Below are 19,829 nucleotides of genomic sequence, written 5' to 3' on the forward strand. Positions count from 1 at the left end.
AAGGATTATGTTATGTTTTCATAAGTTTAAGTTTAAAGGTTTTGAAAATGAAATAGCGGCTCAAGCTTCTTAGCTTGAACCGCAAATATTATTATTTTCTTCATCAACACTATTTGACAAAGAGCCATAAGAATTAATCTTTAGAGTTTACATATTGTAAATTTTTACTATATCTTTATTAAAATCATCTATTATATATTTACTAATCCTATCTGCATCATGTCTAATATAATCGCCAAATAAATAATAACATGGCCAGGTTAAAATTTCGTACTTAGTCAATTTTTCTTTATCATAATCCGTTAAATAAATTGGTTTAGTATGATATTTTTCAACTATTTCTTCAGGTATTATATCGCTATTTACTACAATTTTATCTATTACATCATATTCTAAATGCTCATTAATAGCCTTTACATGGTCAGTAACACCATAACCTTCTGTTTCCCCTTCTTGAGTCATTATATTGCAAATATAGTATATTTTTGCTTTAGTATCCCTTAATGCTTTTGCTATATCTTTTACTAATAAGTTTGGAATAATGGAAGTGTATAAACTTCCTGGACCAATAATTATTAGGTCAGCATTTTCAATATCCTCAACTGTTTCATCTAAAGGCTTTGGCGACTCAGGCTCAATATATACTCTTTTTATACGTTTTTTAAATTTCTTGTTCTTTTCTGTTATATTGGATTCACCTTTTAGAGTTATACCACCTTCTAGCTCTGCATATAGGACAACATCTTCTAAGGTCATTGGTAAAACCTTACCTGTTATTGCTAGAACATCTCCTGCTTCTTTTACAGCAACATCAAAATCTCCATAAATATCAATCATTGCTGCTAAAAATAAATTACCAAAGGATTGTCCTTTTAAAAGTCCTTCTCTAAATCTATAGTTCATTAGAGTTTCCATAGCTGGCTCTGTATTTGCCAATGCTATTAAACAAGCTCTTATATCTCCTGGTGGTAAAATTCCCAAGTCCTCTCTTAATATACCAGAACCACCACCGTCATCTGCAACGGTTACTATTGTTGTAATATTTGTTGAATATTTTTTTAAACCTTTTAAAATTGTTGAATTTCCTGTTCCACCACCAATTGTTACAATATTTAAATCTCTATTACCAATATTTAGAGTCTCTGTGTGATACATAGGTAATTTCTCCTTTTTCGGAAAGTTTTTTATCCAATTCTTCAGCTATTGCAACGGATCTATGTTTACCACCTGTACAACCAATTCCTATAACTAAATTATTCTTTCCTTCTTTTTTATACCTTGGAAGTAAAAATTCCAACATATCCAGTATCTTATCTATAAAGGTATTTGTGTCACCAAAACTAAAAACATAATCCCTTACTTCTTTGTCTAAGCCGGTTTTCATTTTTAAATCCTCTATATAAAATGGATTTGGTAAAAACCTAACATCAAACACTAAATCTCCATCTAAGATTATTCCATGTTTAAATCCAAATGATGCAATAGATATGTGAATTTTATCTGTTGCTATATCGTCAAAATTATATAGTGTAGATATTCTACTCTTTAACTCTCCCAGCTTTAAAGATGTTGTGTCTATAATATAGGTGGAGTTTTCTTTCATTTTTTTAAGTATTTTTCTTTCTTTTTCTATTCCAGAAATTATATTACCTTTACTACTTAATGGATGAGGCCTTCTTAGTTCCTTATATCTTCTAATAAGTGTTTCATCTGTACAATCTAAAAATAATACAGATATATTTTCACCAGAATTTTTAAAATATTCTACTTCATCATATAGTTGTTGATATAAATTTCTAGTTCTTATATCAACAACTATGGCTATTTTGTTAATATCCATTTTACTTGTTGTAATTAGCTTAACAAACTCTTTTATTAATGCTGGCGGTAAATTATCCATAGCATAATATCCCATATCTTCAAATATATCTAATGCTGAAGTTTTACCGGCACCTGACATTCCTGTTACTATTACAATTTCCATATTTAACTCCTAAACTTCCTCTATTTAACTTCCCTTAAATTTTTAATTCTAGTTATAGCTAATCCCGATTCTTCAACTCTTTTTATTGCCTTATCTACAAGGCCTACTTTTTCTGGTCTATGTGCATCACTTCCTAAGGAAAAATCAACTCCACTTGGCATGGCCTCTTTAATTTCATCTACACTTAAATGTGGATGATGGTTATTAATTTCCATTAAAGTATTATTTTCTTTACATACTTTAGCCAGTCTTTTAATATCTACCTTTACCTTATCTCCAGGATGGGTAATTATATTTATATTATTTTCTTCTATTATTTTTACAATAGCATCAGTATTTTTTTCTATACAATAACTTTCTATTTTCTTGCTAAATCTTCCTAATCTATTTAGAATATGGTATATAAAAATACTTTTAAAGTTTCGTAAAAACACTCCACTATGATATCCTAAATTAACTATGTCAAAGTATTTTAAATCCTCTTCTTCTATATCATACTTACCATTATAATCTACTACATTTGCTTCAACGCCTAAAAATATTTTTATTTTACCACTATATTCTTCGTTTAAAGTATCTATTGTTCTTCGTATTTCCGGTAGTTTCTTTCTCTTAAGACCGAAAAAAATATGACCAGGACCATGGTCTGTTATATAAATTTCCTCAAGTCCTTTATTAATAGCCTCTTCTACATTTTCCCTTATAGTTCCCTTTCCATGTCCATTTCTACTATAGATAGTATGGGTATGATAATCTGCTATAAGTTTATATTTATTCTTCTCCAATTATCCTAATCTCCGGTTCTAAATTAACACCAAATTTTTCCTTAACAACTTCTTGAACATGACTAATAACATAATAGACTTGTTCAAAGTCGGCATTTCCTCTATTTATAACGAAACCACAATGTTTCTCACTTACTTGAGCATCTTTGTATCTATATCCTCTTAGGCCACAATCATCAATTAATTTTCCTGCAAAATGACCTTCTGGCCTTTTAAAAGTAGAGCCTGCTGAAGCATATTCAAGAGGTTGCTTAGATGTACGTTTAAAAGTTAAATCATCATATAATGCCTTGATATCCTCTGGTTTTCCCTTTTCAAGCTTAAAAGTTGCTTCTAATACAATTAACCCCTCATCTTGTACTCTTGAATTCCTGTATCTCATATTCATTTCAGAAACACTATACTCTTTAATTTCTAAGTCCTTGTTAATAACCTTAACTTTTTCAAGTATGTCCTTCATTTCTCCACCATAGGCTCCAGCATTCATTGTAATAGCTCCGCCTATTCCTCCTGGTATTCCTGAAGCAAATTCCATGCCTGTTAAATCCTTTTTCATAGCAGTCTTAGCAGTTTTAGATAATAAGGCACCTGCTTGTGCAATTACATAATTATCTTTAATTTCTATATTTGAATAATTATCATTTAACTTTATAATAACCTTTCTAATTCCCTTGTCTCTTACTAAAAGGTTACTACCATTTCCTATAATCATATATTCTAAATTATTATTTTTAATTATTTTTAAAGCATTAAGTATTTCTTCTTCATTACTTGGCAAAATCATAACATCACAAGGACCACCAATTTTAAATGTTGTATGATTAGCCATTGGTTCATTATATAAAATTTTCCCAACATTATTTTGTGAAAAAATTTCCTTATAATCTACTATCATTTTTCCTCCGTTATTTAAAATAATCTATGGAATCCTTTATTAAAGATAAGGAGCCATATATTATTATTTTTTTATCACTATAATTATTTAAAGCTATATCTAAACTATTTTTTACTGTTCTACCATTATGGACCTTATCGCTAAACATTCCTAAAAAGTTAGTTAATTCTAAGCTACCTATTGATCTACTATCATCAGTTTGACAGGCAATAAAAGCATAGGCAAGAGGTGCCATAATTTCTACTAATTTCATATATTCTTTGTCTTTAAAAAAGCTTGTAATAAAAACAAATTTTTCATTTGGAAAATCCTCTTTAATAGTTTTATTTAGAGCTTTTACACTTTCAACATTATGTGCACCATCTAGAATAACTATTGGATTTTCATTTAAAATCTGAAATCTTCCCATAACTTTTGTTTTAAAAATACCCCTTAATATATTATTTTCTGAAATAGAATAACCTATTTTTCTTAAATATAAAACTACTTCCAATGCCAATACAGCATTATATACTTGTACAATATTTGTCATTTGTATTTCTATTTTTAAGTTTTTATAAGTAAATGATATATTGTTTAACTTTATATTTAAATTCTCTACTTTGTTAAAATCTGGAATAATAATTTTATTCTTTAAATCTTTCCCAATATTTTCTATAATACTTAAAATATTTTTCTCTTGTTCATATATTGCCACAGTGGAATTTTCTTTTATAATACCAGCTTTTTCCCTAGCTATATCTTCAATACTGTCTCCTAGTATATCTAAGTGATCCATTCCTATTTTACATATAACAGAAATCAATGGTTTCTTTACAATATTGGTAGAGTCAATTCTTCCACCTATGCCAACTTCAATAATTGCTAAATCACATTTTTTATTATAGAAATATAGGTAAGCAATAATTGTAGCTATATCAAATTCATGTAATTTAATATTAAGTTTTTCTGCTATAGCAGTAATCTTATTATAATATAGTATTAAATCAACATCACCTATATTTTCATTATTGACCTTTATTCTATCATTAGGTTTTAATATTGCCGGTGAAGAAAACAAACCAACCTTGTAATTATTTTCTATTAAAATATTATTTATAAATGCAGATACTGAACCTTTACCATTAGTTCCTGCGACGTGAATAACTTTTAATTTATCTTGAGGATTACCAAAAAACTCCAGTATTGGTTTCACATTTTCCTTACCATTAAAGGTTTTAATATCCTTTGCAACATTTAATAACTGATTTTCGTTTTTACTCATTATTATCTCCAATAAAATTATATCATAGATATAATTATACAATAAAAAAAACCACTATTGAAAGTGGTTTATTATCCTACTAGTTTAAGTTTTTCCGTTTGATCATATGTTATTAATGAATCTAACATTTCTTCTATATTTCCGTCTAAGAAATCCTGTAATCTATATAATGTTAAATTTATTCTATGATCTGTTACTCTTCCTTGTGGGAAATTATAAGTTCTTATTCTTTCAGATCTGTCTCCTGAACCTACTTGAGACTTTCTTTCATCAGCTATGTCCTTATTTTGTTCTTCCATCATTTGGTCATAAAGACGAGATTTTAAAATTTTCATAGCCTTATCCTTATTTTTTAATTGTGATTTTTCATCCTGACATGAAACTACAATTCCTGTTGGCATATGGGTAATTCTTACAGCAGAGTCTGTTGTATTAACAGATTGTCCACCATTTCCAGATGACCTAAATACATCTATTCTTATATCCTTAGACTCTATTTGCACATCTACATCATCTGCTTCAGGTAGAACTGCTACTGTTGCTGCAGAAGTATGAATTCTTCCACTTGATTCTGTTGTAGGAACCCTTTGAACTCTATGAACACCAGATTCATATTTTAATTTTGAATATGCTCCATTACCTTTAATCATTACAACGGCTTCTTTTATACCACCAACACCTTGGTCTGTAATTTCCATAATTTCTGTTGACCAGCCTTGTTTATCTGCAAACATTTGATACATTCTAAGTAATTCCCCAGCAAATAAACCAGCTTCGTCTCCACCTGCTCCTGCTCTAATTTCTAAAAAAACATTCTTATGATCATTAGGATCTTTAGGTAGTAATAGAATTTTTAATTCGCCTTCGAATTTTTCTATGTCTTCCTCTAAAGTAGAAATTTCTTCTTTAAGCATTTCTCTCATGTCATCATCTAATTTTTCATTTAACATTTCTTTATCTTCTTTTAAAATATTAACTGCATGATTGTATTCCTTGTATTTATCTACTATAGGTTTTAAATCTGCATGCTCTTTTACTAATTTTTGCCAATTATTCATATCCTTCATTACTTCCGGATCTGAAATCTTAGTTTCTAAATCTAAAAAATTCTTTTCAATTGTCGATAAATTCTCAAACATATTAATCACCTTTCCTACTGTTTAGGACGAATTTATTATATATTATATATCCTATTCCAAATGATAATATTAATAGTATAGGACTTATATTAAACAACTCTACTAATATAGCAATTGCTATTGCTACTATATAATGATAGTATTTAAAATTTGATTTCTTTCCTAATGAATATACTGAAGCTGCAATTACAGCTGCAACAGCTGGTAATGCTCCCTTAAAAATTCTATCTACAATGTCTGTACCAATTATTTTTTCATAAAAAGTAGCAACAATAATAATCATTATAAAGGATGGAATCACTGCTCCTAACATACATAGCAAAGCACCTTTGTATCCTTTTATTTTTAAACCAATATAAACACTCATATTTACTGCTAAAACACCTGGTAGTCCCTGGGCCACAGTTAAGGCTTCCATAAACTCATCATAAGTTAACCATTCCTTTTTTTCTACTACTTCATTTTCTATAATAGGAATCATTGCAACTCCACCACCAATGGTAAAAGCACCTATTACAAAAAACGTCTTAAACATTTGAAAATAAAGCATATTGCCTCCATTATGATACCACAGCTCCCAATATTCCTGCAAGAACTATTACTGGAATTGGATGAACTTTTTTGAAAGCTACTAAATAAAAACTAACTGTAAATACTATTACAGAAAAAACATTATTAACTCCTTCTAAAAATATAGAAAGAAAGCCTGCACCAATTAAACCAACTACTACAACTCTTATTCCCTTTAAAAACCATTCTAAATAGGTATTACCCTTGAATTTTTTAATAAAGAAAAACATAATTGTAACTAATATTATAGATGGTAAAATTACAGAAACCGTAGCTACGATTGAACCTGTTACACCTGAAATAACATAGCCTACAAATGTTGCTATATTTATAGCAATAGGACCAGGAGTAACCTGTGAAATAGAAATCATATTTATTAAATCAATTTTTTCAATCCAACCATTAGTATTTACAATCTCCTGTAATATTAATGGTATCATTGCATAGCCTCCTCCAAAACTAAATAAACCAATTTTGAAAAAGGTAAAAAATAATTTTAAAAAAAGCATCTTATCTCCTAGCTATTATACATCTGTCAAAATCATTATAATCCTTGTAAATACTTATGTCCTTAAAATTATGTTCTTTTAGGATATCTTTTATTGATTCACCTTGATTATATCCTATTTCAAAAGCTATTACACCATTACTACTTAAATATTCATTTGCTCCTTCTATAATAGCTCTATAAAAATCCAATCCATCTTCTCCACCATATAGAGCAATTTCAGGTTCGTAACTTAATTTTTCTTCTAATTTACCCATATCTTCTAAATTTATATAAGGCGGATTAGATACTATTAAATCAAATTTCAAATTCTTATTTACATTGGAGAATAGGTCACTTTTAATAAATTCACAGTTTTTTACATTGAACTTCTCTTTATTTCTATTGGCTAAATCAATTGCATTTTGTGAAATATCAACTCCGATTATTTTAGAATCCTCTATTTCCAAAGCCAGTGTTATTGAAATTATTCCGCTTCCTACTCCTATTTCTAAAATGTTTTTAAAAGCAATATTTAAATCCAATATTTTTTCAACTAAAATTTCAGTTTCAAACCTAGGTATTAGTACATTTTTTTCTGTAAAAAAATCCCTGCCATAAAAATTCCATTGCCCTAAAATATATTGTAAGGGATAATTTTTTTTATATTTCTCATATATTTCATATATTAAATTTTCTTGATTTTCTTCAAGTTCCTTATTTTTATTTAATACAATATCGATTTTATTAAAATTAAAATAATGTTTTAATATTATTTCCCCATCAACTTTCCCAAACAAGTTTAATACATCTTGTATTACCATATATCATCATCTTTGTTTTCTGGAATTACCTCTTCTAATGCTACTATTGCAACTTCAATCATATCATCTGTCGGTTCTTTTACAGTACCAAGTTTTTGTATTAAAAGTCCTGGTGCTGATAGTATTTCAGCTATGGCACTATCGGATCTACCTAATAACCTGTTTATTTCATATGATATACCTGCAATAATCGGTAAAGCTAAAAGCCTTGTTAACAACCTAATAAATGGATTAGGCCAGCCAAAAAATGACAATACTAATATTGAAACAATCATAACTGTAAAAATAAAGCTAGTACCACATCTTCTATGGAGTCTAGAACATTTTCTAACGTTTTCTACTGTTAATTCATCACCATTTTCATAACAATGAATTGACTTATGCTCTGCACCATGATACATGAAAATCCTTCTCATATCCTCCATTTTAGATACAAGATAAATATAGGCTAAAAATATAATTATTCTAATAAAACCCTCTATTAAATTTAATAATATTGTACTTTCAATAAACTTTTTAAAAAAAGACGTTACTATTGTTGGTATGAAAAAGAAAATTAAAACAGATAAAGCTAAAGATATAAATATAGAAATTCCTGTACCAATAGATTCGGCCTTATCTCCAAAATTTTTTTCTAAAAACCCTGGCTCCTCCTCTTCTTCATCTTCATAAAAAGAAGTTGAATATACTATTGCGTTTACTCCTAGATGAAGGGAATCCAATAAAGAAACCACTCCTCTAATAAAAGGTAATCTAAAAAATTTACTCTTACTAGAAATTGTTTTTGTAGTGTCTTCTTTAATCTCTAATTCTCCATTAGGTTTTCTTACTACCATACTTGTTTTATTTGGCCCTCTCATTAAAATACCTTCAAATAATGCTTGGCCACCTATTGTGGTTTTTTTCTTTACACCCATTTTTTCTCCTAATTTATTTTAAAAAAGCTAGTACTTGCGTACTAGCCCTTTTGAACTATTTTAAATTATATTTCTCTTTAAATTTCTCTACTCTACCACCACGTTCTGCAGATCTTTGACGACCTGTATAGAATGGATGACATTCTGAACAAATCTCTACTTTGATTTCTTCTTTAGTTGATCCTGTTTTAAATGTATTTCCACAAGTAACACAAGTTACTGTTGCTTCATGATACTTTGGATGAATTCCGTCCTTCATTCTTTCACCTCTTTCATGTACTTTCATATATTCAGCCTTACAATTATACCATAGTAATTCCCATTAATCAACACTAAAATTTAACTTTATTAATGCTGTTGACAAATTCTTCATTTGTCTTGGTATTCTTTAACATTTCCATAATTTTGTCGGCAATTTGTTGGTTTGTTGAATTAGATAATGCTCTTCTAATTTTTCTCATTGTTTCTAATTCATTTTCATTTAGTAGCAACTCATCTTTTCTAGTTCCTGATTTATATATATCAATTGCAGGAAATATTCTTAAATCCGATAGGTCTCTATCTAAATGAACTTCCATATTACCTGTACCCTTAAACTCTTCAAAAATAACATCATCCATTCTAGATCCAGTATCTATTAAAGCAGTAGCTAGAATTGTTAAACTTCCACCTTCTTCAATATTTCTTGCTGCACCAAAAAATCTTTTAGGATGATTTAAAGCAAGGGGATCAAGTCCTCCAGATAATGTTTTTCCTGAATATGGGCTAGTAACATTATAGGCTCTAGAAAGCCTTGTTAAACTATCCATTAATATAACAACATCTCTTCCATGCTCAACTAGACGTTTTGCCCTTTCAAGTACAATTTCAGCTACTCTAGTATGATTTTGAGGCATTTCATCAAAAGTTGAAGCAACGACTTCACCTTTTACAGATCGTTGCATATCTGTAACTTCCTCTGGTCTTTCATCTATTAATAAAACTATTAAAAATACTTCTGGATTATTTTCGACTATAGCATTTGCAATTGATTTTAATAATGTTGTTTTCCCAGTCTTAGGAGGTGCAACTATCATACCTCTTTGTCCTTTACCTATTGGACATGCTAGGTCAATTATTCTTGTAGATAAATCTTTAGAATTGTTTTCGAGTTTTAATTTTTTATTAGGATAAATTGGAGTTAAATCTTCAAAATTTCTTCTACTTCTTAAATTTTCTGGTCCTTCATAATTTACTGAATTTACATATATTAGTGGAGAAAATTTTTCTTTTTCTTTTTTCTCCCTAGTTAACCCTACAATATAGTCACCGGTTTTTAACCTAAAACGCCTTACCTGTACTGGAGGAACGTAAATATCCTCTTCACCTGAATTGTATCCATCTGAACGTAAAAAACCATATCCATCGGGAAGAATATCTAAAATACCTGAAATTTCTTTTGTATTTCCCGTATTTTCTTTTTCTTCTTCATTTTCTACAGTATTATTCCTATTATTTTCTGTATAATCCTCTTCATCTTTTGAATTATTTTCTTCGTTAATTTTTACCTGTTTTATAATTTCTTCAATTAATTCATTTTTTCTATATTTTGAAATACCTGGGACTCCCAAGGCTTTAGCTATTACTTTTAAATCATCAATTTTTTTATCTTTAAGTAACTCTGCGTCCAAATCTTACCTCCTTTTCATATTTCTAGTAGAAAGATGAGGTTTATTATCTAATTTGTGTAAAGCTTCAACAAATCTTATAGTACCTGTTTGCGCTCTAAGCATAATTGAATATGTCTTAACAGTATTGTTAGGATATTGAACTACACCATTTAAAAAATCTCCATCTGTAATACCTGTTGCTGCAAATAAAGCTTCATCTCCCTTTACTAAATCATCTAGTTCTAAAACCTTATTAACATCTTTTATATTCATCTTATGACATCTTTCTATTTCTTCTTCATTTCTAGGTTTAAGTCTTCCTTGAAGAACTCCCCCTAAGGATTTAATTGCAGCTGCTGAAATAACTCCTTCTGGTGCTCCACCTATTCCTACAAAAAGATCTACCCCTGATGATTTAAAACAAGTTGCTATACTTGTATTTACATCACCTTCTTCAAAAATTCTAATTCTTGATCCAAATTCACGAATTCTTCTAATTAATTCTTCATGTCTCGGCCTATTTTGAACAGAAATTATTATCTCTGAAACATCTTTGTTTTTAGCTTTAGCTAATCGTTTAATATTTTCCTCTATTGATAAATCTAAATGTACTATATCTTTTCCTTCAGGTCCACAGGCAATTTTTTCCATATACATATCCGGCGCATGTAGTAGGCAACCTTCTGGAGCAGCTGCAATAACAGATATGGCATTATTTTGACCATTTGCAACTAAGGAAGTTCCTTCAACAGGATCAACAGCTATATCTAATTTTTCTGACCCTTCTCTACCAGCACCTAATTTTTCACCTATATATAACATAGGAGCATTATCTATTTCCCCTTCACCTATTACTACTGTACCTTCCATATCTAAATCATTAAAAACTAAATGCATAGCATCTACTGCTGCCTGATCTGCTAAATCAGCTTCTCCTTTTCCCATATAGTAAAAAGATTTAATAGCTGCTGCTTCTGTTACTCTAACAAGGTTTAAAGGTAAATTTATATCCATATTTCCTCCAATTCACGAAAAAAGAGGGCTTTGCCCTCTAATATTATAAATTTTTCACTGATTCCCAATCACTTAAGAATTTTTCTATACCTATATCTGTTAATGGGTGTTTCAACATTTGTTCAAATACCTTATAAGGTACTGTTGCAATATCTGCACCTACTTTAGCACAGTTTATTAAATGAATAGGATGTCTAACAGATGCACAAATTATTTCAGTTTTAATATTATAATTAGAAAATATTTCTGCTATATCCTCTATTAATATTAAACCATCTGAACTAATGTCATCTAAACGTCCTAAAAATGGGCTTACATAAGTAGCTCCTGCCTTAGCAGCCATTAATGCTTGTGAAGCAGAAAAAATCAAAGTAACGTTGGTTTTTATCCCCTTATCTGTAAGTTCTTTACAAGCCTTTAGACCTTCCTTAGTCATAGGTAATTTTATAACTATGTTCTTGTGAATAGTTACTAAGTCCAAAGCCTCTTTAACCATCCCCTCAGACTCTAAACTTACAACTTCTGCTGAAATAGGTCCATCTACTATTTCAGTTATTTCCTTAATAACATCCTTAAAAACTCTTCCTTCCTTAGCAATTAAAGATGGATTTGTTGTTACACCATCAACAATTCCCCAAGAAGCAACTTCTCTTATTTCTTCAACATTTGCAGTATCAATAAAAAACTTCATTTTTCCTCCTATATTTAACTATTTTTCAATATAATTACTTCAAGTTCATCAGCTACAGCTTCACAAGAATCTAAACATTTTTCCAATAAATCGTAAATTTTCGACCAGGTCATAATATATATTGGATCACTATTCTTTCTATATAGCTCATTCATTGTTTTTAAATATAAAGTATCCCCTTCTTCTTCAATAGTATTTACTGAAATAATAAGAGATAGTAGAGTTTTTGATTTTTTAAAATTATGTAGTTCCTCTATACATTTATACATCGTTTCTACACATTCTATAATTAATTCGCTTAATTCAATAGCTCTATCTGTAATACTGTCAATATTTAAAATATATAAATTAATAAGTACTTCTTCTAAATTATCTGTAACATTATCTAGAAAATGTGTTATATTCATAATATCTTCCCGTTCAATTGGTGGCAAGAATTCTTTAACTAAATTTTCCATAATTTCATGTTTTATTTCATCACTTTCATGTTCTATAGCATGAATCTCTTTAATTTTAGATTCTAGTATAGATTTATCAAAATTTTTAAATTCATTATTTAAATAGTAGGCACATTCCTGTGCTTTCTTTGACATTCTAACAAATCCATCATAATAATTATAAACTGACATATTAACTCCTTAAAATAAAATCATAAATATTTTAGCCATTATAAAACCAATAATACCACATCCTGGAAAAGTTAACACCCAAGTTAATACCATTTCTTTTACAACTGACCAATTAACATTCGATAACCTTTTAGAAGCACCTACTCCCATTATAGCAGTAGTTTTTACATGAGTAGTACTAACAGGTATACCTCCAAGCGAAGACACTAACAAACATAAGGCAGCGCCAATATCTGCTGAAAAACCTTCGTATTTTTCTAATTTTACCATATCCATACCAACGGACTTAATAATTTTGTATCCACCTATTGAAGTACCTATCCCCATAACTGCTGAACATAAAATCATTAGCCATACAGGTATAACAAACTCAGTTTGACTGGAGCCTTTAGCCAAAAACATACCTAACATAAATACTCCCATAAACTTTTGACCATCTTGAGCACCATGCATAAATGCCATAGCAGCTCCACCTGCAATTTGACTTCCCTGGAAAAAGTTTTGAGTTTTTCTTCTATCAATTTTCCTAAATAATAGTTTTACAATAGTTACTAAAACATATCCAAAAACAAATCCCAATACTGTTGATAAAAATAAACCATAAATTACTTTCATCCATTCTTTTCCATTAATACCACTTAAGCTATTGTGAAGTGCAATTGCCGCTCCTGATAAACCAGCTATAAGAGCATGAGATTCACTAGTTGGTATCCCAAAATACCAGGCTGCTGTTGCCCATATTACAATTGCAAATAAGGCAGCACACAGTGCAACTAAGGCTTCATGCGAATTTCCGCTAAAATCTACCATGTTATATATAGTTTCAGCTACATTTGCATTTATCATAGTCATAATTAATACACCTAAGAAATTAAAAACAGCTGCCATTAATATAGCAGGTTTTGCCTTCATTGCTCTAGTAGAAACCGTTGTTGCAATAGCATTAGGTGCATCTGTCCACCCATTAACAAAAATAACTGCTAAAGTAAGAATAACAGTAATTAATAATGGAAAATTAGAAAAGATTTGACTTATAAATTCTGAAAATGAAATTGTCATAATTACCCCTTATTACCTATTTAAATTTACTTACCCATTGATTTTAACTTAAATAAATCTTTATGTAAACAATTTTAAACCTATTTTTTATAATAATTTATAATGATATTTACATGTTTTTTTAAGGAATTTGTTAAAATAATAGATAAGAACTATTTTTTTTGGATTAGCTTAATTTATTACTTATATTAATGTATTTTATCATATAAAGTATAAATAAGTTATAGTAATAATTGATTTTTAACAATATGAATATACTTGAAATGCTATTTATTTAAATTTTATACTCAATAGTATTAAAACAAATAAATCTACTGGAACTATTTTCTTAGAATTGGAAATAATAGACAATCTATTTACTCTGTCTTTAAATAATTATGTCAATTAGTAAAAATTTATAAAATAAGTTATTTACTGCTTTAAATATAGGTATTTAATATTCATAATCTACTAAATTGCTTTATTTTTCATAAGTTTACATTTAAATATCTTAAATAACAGTCTAAACTTCTTATACCAAACTATAAATATGATAGCCCTTCTTTCTTAACATCACTTAACAAATAGTTAAATTTCAAGATTAAAGATATCATTAAATAAAAAGGGGAGAAATTTTCTCCCCTACAACCTTTCCTTAAAATAATTCTTATTCAGTATTTTTATGCTCTTTCCATTATATGAAATTATTTTTTCATTTTTTAATCTTTTAAGCTCTTGGTTTAAACTACTTCTACTAACATGTAGTATATCGGCTAATACCTCTTGTGAATATGGAATGGGAATATCTTTATCAGGATCATTTAAATTTAACATCCAATATGCCAATCTATCCTCTATTTTTCTATACTGTACTCCTCTTAAAATAATCTTACTATAACATGCATATTCTGCAACAAATTGTAAAACATTCTTCAAAAATATTGAATCTCTTTCAATTATTGGAAGTAATTCTTTCACCGGTAACCATATTACCCTTGATTTTTTCACACTATATGTATTAAAAAAATATCTCTTAATTCCACCATAAATCAAATAGAAAGGAAAGGCATCTCCTGCAAAAGGATATGATGAATTTATTTTTTTACCAACATAAAAATATGATGAATTCAATTCTTTTCCATCTGAAGTATACTCTGTAGATTTTAATACTCCCTCAAGAATAACACATATATCTTTAATTTCTTCTCCTTCTTCTATTATAAGTTCATTAGCAGCATATACGCATTCTCGGCTATTTATTTTTAGAATTGCCTCTCTGGAATCCTTTGAGATATTTTTAAATATCAATCTATTCCAAAATCTATCATCCAAAAAAAACACCTCCGATTAAAAATATATGAATCAAATTAAATTCATTATAGTAATATCTTTACTATATTCTCTTCCATTGTATTGATCGGCCTATCATAATAAATAGTAGTATCAATCCAACATATCCATTTAAAACATATACTACATTTACCAATTCATCAAATTTAATAACCAATCCTATAACTGCTCCTACTACTCCTACTATAACAGTTAACAATTTAAATTTAGATGTTTTTTCTTTTGCAAATCGTGCTATTACAGACCATAATAATGGAACTGAAGTAGTATATATTCCCAGTAATATTATAACAGAAAATACATTCCCTAACGCCGGATGAATCTTGCTAGCTAAAATCAAATTCGGTATTTGACTTCCTCCAACATCTGCCATATTGAAAAGCAAGCCTAATGACATTAATAGTACAGCTAAAGAAAAACCAGCTGCTCCTGAAAAAGCACCTAATCTACCCTCTTTCTCATTATTTGCATTTGCACCGATTCCTCCAAGAAATGCAGCCAACCACAACATACAAAAACCTACATAAGATCCAGCTGCTAAAAGCCAATTACTAGAAGCAACTTTAATCTGTTCATTTTCAACTAAATCTTTTGCAATTTCTACTCCTTTTTGTCCTCCACTTGGATTTAGCAAAATCCCAATTATTCCCACTACTATTGATATTACAACTATAATCGGTCCAATATTTCCAATTACATCGACAATCTTTTGGAGCCCAAAAATAACCGTTGCAATAGCTACAATAGCCATAATCATCCCACCTATATAAGGGGAAATGGAATAATGTTGTTGAACAGTTGCGCCGGTTCCGGCTATCATTACTGTAAAGGATAGGAATATAAAGAAAATTGAAAAATAATCATAAAATGTTCCTATATATTTACCACAATAGTATCTATAGATATCATTCGGGGTATCAAACTTATTATTATATCCCGCTGAAATAAAACTTACACCAACATATGCCAGTAGAATAAAGCATACTATTACTCCTAGTATTCCTTTATATCCCCATGCTGCAAAATATTGCATTATTTCTTGTCCTGTAGCAAAACCGGATCCAATTAATAGAGCAATAAAAGCCCCAGCATAGTTTACAACCTTATATAGACTTACTTTATTTTCTCTTTTTTCAATGATGATTTTTTCATTTTTATCCATAGAGTACCTCCCAATAGTTAAATGAGTGATGCCGAAACATCACTCAAAGTCATTATTTAAACACAGTTACATCTGATACTTCTGTAGCTAAAGCCTCTAATGCTCTCTTAACCAATGTTCTTCTAATTCCATTCTCCTTGTCTCCTAATTCCGGATTACCAATAGGATATGGGATAGCTATTGTAGGTACTATTCTATTTGCCCCAACTGATTCGGAAATTGTAGTTATTGTAGCCATATGTACTATAGGAATTCCAAATCTTTCAATTTCCTTTACCATCGTTGCACCACAACGAGTACATGTACCTCAAGTAGAAGTCAATATAACTCCATCAACTCCGGCTTCTTTCAATTCAGCACCTATTTCTTTTCCAAATTTAATAGCATTTCCAACTGATGTTCCGGTTCCTGTAGTTGTATAGAAATATTCATAAACCTTTCCTATTTCACCATTTTTTTCAAATTCACGCATTATATCCAATGGTACTACCCTATCCGGATTTTCATTTGCATAAACAGGATCATAGCCACCATGGATTGTACAATATTCACCCTTCACTTCATCTTTGCCATCAATATTATATTTTCCCCATTTTTGAGCAGAAGCTGATTGTATTCTATCTGGATTTCCCAACGGTACTATACCACCTGATGTAACCATGGCAATAGTAGCATTTTTTAAATTTAATATAGCTTTAGCAGGTTCTACTTTATCAAATTCAGGCATAGGCAGTTCTGTCTCAAAACTTTCATTTCTTAAACGTTTCATAAGCATTTCAATTGCTCTTTCTGAGCCAATTTTATCCACCAATACGGTAATACGTTTTCCCTGTGTAAAATATCCATCTCTAGTAGGTTTTAAATTCTCATTATTTACAATTTTCTTTACTATATTAGCCATTATCGGTAAGGCTTTCTTCATATCAGCAGCAGAATTTCCGGTTTTAACTACATAAGCTATAGAACGACATTTCTCCAAACCCGGATTTTCTTCAAACATACCTGTTACTACTGGTATACCTATTTCATTGAATAATTCAGCCACTCCTGCACAGGCCATTCCATATCTACCAGCATTGAAAGCCGGACCGGCTACTACTAGATCAGGTTTTAATCTTTCATTAATTGAAGTTAAAAATTCAATAGCCTTCTCTTTATTTTCATTAAAAAAATTATCCCCACATACTATAGTACCTATTAAATCTATTTCACCTACTAATTCTGCAAATGCAAAGGCTGGCCCTATTTCTTTTTCATGAAACTCAGGAGAGATATTTGCCTTTTCTTCTCCACCGATTTGTCCAAAGAATTGATTTAAATAATACAATACTCTTTTTTTACTCATTTCTTCCTCCTATTAATATAATTCAACAGTTGCATTATGGTATCCTATTTCAGAAGTTGCACCTATTACCGCATTTAATTCACACTTCATAGTTCCATCTTCTGGATTATAGGCTCCAGCCCATCCGCCTGCCAAGTTTGCAATAGCTTCCGGATTACCTAAAATTAGATCAGCCTTGTCTAATTCTATAACATGGGAAACATTACCTGTTGAAATTACAGCTACAGCTTCTTTAGCAGTATCTGTAAGAGGTTGACTCATACCATCCCATCCTGAACATTCATCGGTTATTAAAACTGTTTTAATTCCCATTTTTTCCAATCTAGAACAGATCATAACTAAGTCAGAATCAGGATTTCCATATCCTTCCTCAGATACAATAACACCCTCTGCTCCTAACATCTTACAGAGTTTTGCAGTATAATCACAGGAAACCAATTTACCATTTAAAGTTGTCATTTCAGGAGTCATAACAACACCTAAAAAATTAATCTCTTTTCCATGTAATTTGTATAGCTCCCGTATAATATTGTTGTTCTGATGCTGATAAGTAGTTATTTTATCACAAGCAGCTACACAATTTCCGCTAATAACAGCACCATCTAGCTCTTCATTAGGAGTAAGTAAAGTCGGTAAAATTTGCGCTGCATTTACTCCATATATGTAGCTATCGTGAAGTAAACCTTGTGTAATTAGCATTTCCACATATACAACTTTAGGTAATTCAGGAAATTTTACTGTTTCTTTTGCATTATCTTCCATTTCGTATATTTCAATATCGTGAAATTCATCTATGTCCTTAGCTGCATAACCAATGTATTCAGATGCCTTTAGCCCTACTATTCGACATACTTCCTCATGCTCATGAGGCGTTAACCCATCTACAACTGAAATATCAACAACTATGTTTAGAGTATTAGAAAATGGTGTCCATTTTGCTCCTTCTCCCCACATATCAATAATACCTTCTTGAAAACCTACTATATCACCTATAGTTACAATAGCTGTTCCATCCAAAATATTTACGATTCCGTCTCCTAGTTGTGCCAATTCAGAAGTAACACCTGCAAATCCCTTTGCTCCTTTAACTTTATATCTTGGTTCAATTACATCTTTTACAGGAATAATCCTAATTTTTTCTCCCGGCTTAGCCAAATCTACCTTTATATCTTTAACATTTGTAATAGTTCTTAGCTCATTGATAAAACCCTCTTTATCAATAAATAATTTATCTTTCTCAACTCTTGTTCTATTGCCAAATTCAATATCGCTAATTTTAATTTTTCTTAATTCAAGTCTCAACTAAATCATCCTTTCCATTATAGTGACAATCTATCATATTCTTTAATTGCAGATGATAGTAGTTCATAATCCAATAAGATATAATCCTCTACATTCCTATAATCAAATTCTCTTTTACCTAAGGATATTTCATATTTTAACAAACTGTTTTCAATAATTTCTATAGAAGCTAAATGGATTTCTTCACATTGTTTTGATATTAAAACTGATTTTATCGGAGAATGTAACATCTTTAAACTAGCTCCTAAAGGGTAGGAAATAAGTTTGTGTCCTTTATGAACTAAATCTCTAATCTTATGTAGTAACACCAAACAATTATCACTGACAGGTATTACATCTTCAAAATCTGCTAAAACCTTTTCATTATTGGAAACTATAATGTATTCCATAATCCACCTACCTATTATGCATTTATTTAGATCATGCATTGTTTAATATTTAACATTTCCGAATAAATTATGACCTTAAATATAACAAACGTTTGTTACTAATAAAAACGACTCAAATACTGTATTTAACTATAGTCTAATTCCCCACTGCCGATAAAACAAGTTAGTATTCCAACAATAATAAAATATATTAATATTATTAAAAAACCTTTAAAATAAAAAATATGAATTATTAACTTTTACTAGGGATAAATTCAAACAAAAAAATTCCCCATACGATTAAATCGTACAGGGAATATTGTTGGGCAAATACCTACTCTCCCATGACGTCTCCATCATAGTACCATCGGCGCTAAAAGGCTTAACTTCTGTGTTCGAGATGGGTACAGGTGTAT

At 29.7% G+C, this 19,829-nt stretch carries 21 protein-coding genes and 1 rRNA gene; all 22 read right to left on the reverse strand.

All coding sequences use genetic code 11. From position 1 onward, the window contains the following. Window positions 1-147: 147 nt before the first annotated feature. A complete protein-coding gene (locus WAO56_RS03000) occupies window positions 148-1,155 on the reverse strand; it encodes a gluconeogenesis factor YvcK family protein (protein WP_422146248.1) in 1,008 nt (335 codons plus the stop codon). Further along, window positions 1,124-1,984, reverse strand: coding sequence for an RNase adapter RapZ (gene rapZ / locus WAO56_RS03005; RefSeq protein WP_422143970.1), 861 nt, complete (start codon window positions 1,982-1,984; stop codon window positions 1,124-1,126). Before rapZ ends, WAO56_RS03000 begins: the two co-directional genes overlap by 32 nt. A 20-nt stretch (window positions 1,985-2,004) precedes the next feature. Beyond that, entirely contained in the window at window positions 2,005-2,769 is a 765-nt protein-coding gene (locus tag WAO56_RS03010) for a PHP domain-containing protein (RefSeq protein ID WP_422143971.1), read from the reverse strand. Further along, the gene (gene murB / locus WAO56_RS03015) at window positions 2,756-3,664 is read right to left on the reverse strand and encodes a UDP-N-acetylmuramate dehydrogenase (protein WP_422143972.1); all 909 of its coding nucleotides are present in this window, start codon (window positions 3,662-3,664) and stop codon (window positions 2,756-2,758) included. The genes WAO56_RS03010 and murB overlap by 14 nt, the downstream gene beginning before the upstream one ends. 10 nt (window positions 3,665-3,674) lie before the next feature. Next, on the reverse strand, window positions 3,675-4,928 hold the full coding sequence (locus WAO56_RS03020) for a bifunctional folylpolyglutamate synthase/dihydrofolate synthase (protein WP_422143973.1): 1,254 nt from the start codon (window positions 4,926-4,928) through the stop codon (window positions 3,675-3,677). A 71-nt stretch (window positions 4,929-4,999) separates the two neighbouring features. Beyond that, complete coding sequence (prfA, locus tag WAO56_RS03025) at window positions 5,000-6,067, reverse strand: peptide chain release factor 1 (protein WP_422143974.1); 1,068 nt, start codon at window positions 6,065-6,067, stop codon at window positions 5,000-5,002. A gap of 1 nt (window position 6,068) precedes the next feature. After that, window positions 6,069-6,617: a chromate transporter gene (locus tag WAO56_RS03030; protein ID WP_422143975.1), complete on the reverse strand. Its 549-nt coding sequence runs from the start codon at window positions 6,615-6,617 to the stop codon at window positions 6,069-6,071. Window positions 6,618-6,627: 10 nt separating this feature from the next. Continuing rightward, a complete protein-coding gene (locus WAO56_RS03035) occupies window positions 6,628-7,146 on the reverse strand; it encodes a chromate transporter (RefSeq protein WP_422143976.1) in 519 nt (172 codons plus the stop codon). A 1-nt stretch (window position 7,147) separates the two neighbouring features. Then, window positions 7,148-7,948 carry a peptide chain release factor N(5)-glutamine methyltransferase gene (prmC, locus tag WAO56_RS03040; RefSeq protein ID WP_422143977.1) on the reverse strand — a complete coding sequence of 267 codons (801 nt, stop codon included), beginning with the start codon at window positions 7,946-7,948 and terminating at the stop codon, window positions 7,148-7,150. Further along, complete coding sequence (locus tag WAO56_RS03045) at window positions 7,942-8,865, reverse strand: DUF1385 domain-containing protein (RefSeq protein ID WP_422143978.1); 924 nt, start codon at window positions 8,863-8,865, stop codon at window positions 7,942-7,944. Before WAO56_RS03045 ends, prmC begins: the two co-directional genes overlap by 7 nt. 55 nt (window positions 8,866-8,920) lie before the next feature. Beyond that, a complete protein-coding gene (gene rpmE, locus WAO56_RS03050; protein WP_422143990.1) occupies window positions 8,921-9,124 on the reverse strand; it encodes a 50S ribosomal protein L31 in 204 nt (67 codons plus the stop codon). A 73-nt stretch (window positions 9,125-9,197) separates the two neighbouring features. Then, entirely contained in the window at window positions 9,198-10,535 is a 1,338-nt protein-coding gene (gene rho, locus WAO56_RS03055; protein WP_422143979.1) for a transcription termination factor Rho, read from the reverse strand. A gap of 3 nt (window positions 10,536-10,538) precedes the next feature. Beyond that, on the reverse strand, window positions 10,539-11,528 hold the full coding sequence (gene glpX / locus WAO56_RS03060; RefSeq protein ID WP_422143980.1) for a class II fructose-bisphosphatase: 990 nt from the start codon (window positions 11,526-11,528) through the stop codon (window positions 10,539-10,541). 43 nt (window positions 11,529-11,571) lie between these two features. Further along, a complete protein-coding gene (fsa, locus tag WAO56_RS03065; protein WP_422143981.1) occupies window positions 11,572-12,219 on the reverse strand; it encodes a fructose-6-phosphate aldolase in 648 nt (215 codons plus the stop codon). A 14-nt stretch (window positions 12,220-12,233) separates the two neighbouring features. After that, on the reverse strand, window positions 12,234-12,848 hold the full coding sequence (locus tag WAO56_RS03070) for a DUF47 domain-containing protein (protein WP_422143982.1): 615 nt from the start codon (window positions 12,846-12,848) through the stop codon (window positions 12,234-12,236). Between the two features lie 9 nt (window positions 12,849-12,857). After that, entirely contained in the window at window positions 12,858-13,907 is a 1,050-nt protein-coding gene (locus WAO56_RS03075; RefSeq protein WP_422146249.1) for an inorganic phosphate transporter, read from the reverse strand. A gap of 621 nt (window positions 13,908-14,528) precedes the next feature. Further along, window positions 14,529-15,218: a Crp/Fnr family transcriptional regulator gene (locus tag WAO56_RS03080; RefSeq protein ID WP_422143984.1), complete on the reverse strand. Its 690-nt coding sequence runs from the start codon at window positions 15,216-15,218 to the stop codon at window positions 14,529-14,531. 61 nt (window positions 15,219-15,279) lie between these two features. Next, window positions 15,280-16,398 carry a hypothetical protein gene (locus WAO56_RS03085; protein ID WP_422143985.1) on the reverse strand — a complete coding sequence of 373 codons (1,119 nt, stop codon included), beginning with the start codon at window positions 16,396-16,398 and terminating at the stop codon, window positions 15,280-15,282. Between the two features lie 52 nt (window positions 16,399-16,450). Continuing rightward, complete coding sequence (locus WAO56_RS03090) at window positions 16,451-17,743, reverse strand: glycine/betaine/sarcosine/D-proline family reductase selenoprotein B (protein ID WP_422143986.1); 1,293 nt, start codon at window positions 17,741-17,743, stop codon at window positions 16,451-16,453. A gap of 12 nt (window positions 17,744-17,755) precedes the next feature. Next, on the reverse strand, window positions 17,756-19,045 hold the full coding sequence (locus tag WAO56_RS03095; protein ID WP_422143987.1) for a glycine/sarcosine/betaine reductase component B subunit: 1,290 nt from the start codon (window positions 19,043-19,045) through the stop codon (window positions 17,756-17,758). A gap of 17 nt (window positions 19,046-19,062) precedes the next feature. After that, window positions 19,063-19,434, reverse strand: coding sequence for a GrdX family protein (locus tag WAO56_RS03100; RefSeq protein ID WP_422143988.1), 372 nt, complete (start codon window positions 19,432-19,434; stop codon window positions 19,063-19,065). Between the two features lie 300 nt (window positions 19,435-19,734). Then, window positions 19,735-19,829: ribosomal RNA gene (rrf, locus tag WAO56_RS03105) — 5S ribosomal RNA — on the reverse strand; the annotation flags it as partial.

The sequence above is a fragment of the Miniphocaeibacter sp. genome, assembly GCF_049276255.1.
Lineage (GTDB): Bacteria > Bacillota > Clostridia > Tissierellales > Peptoniphilaceae > Miniphocaeibacter.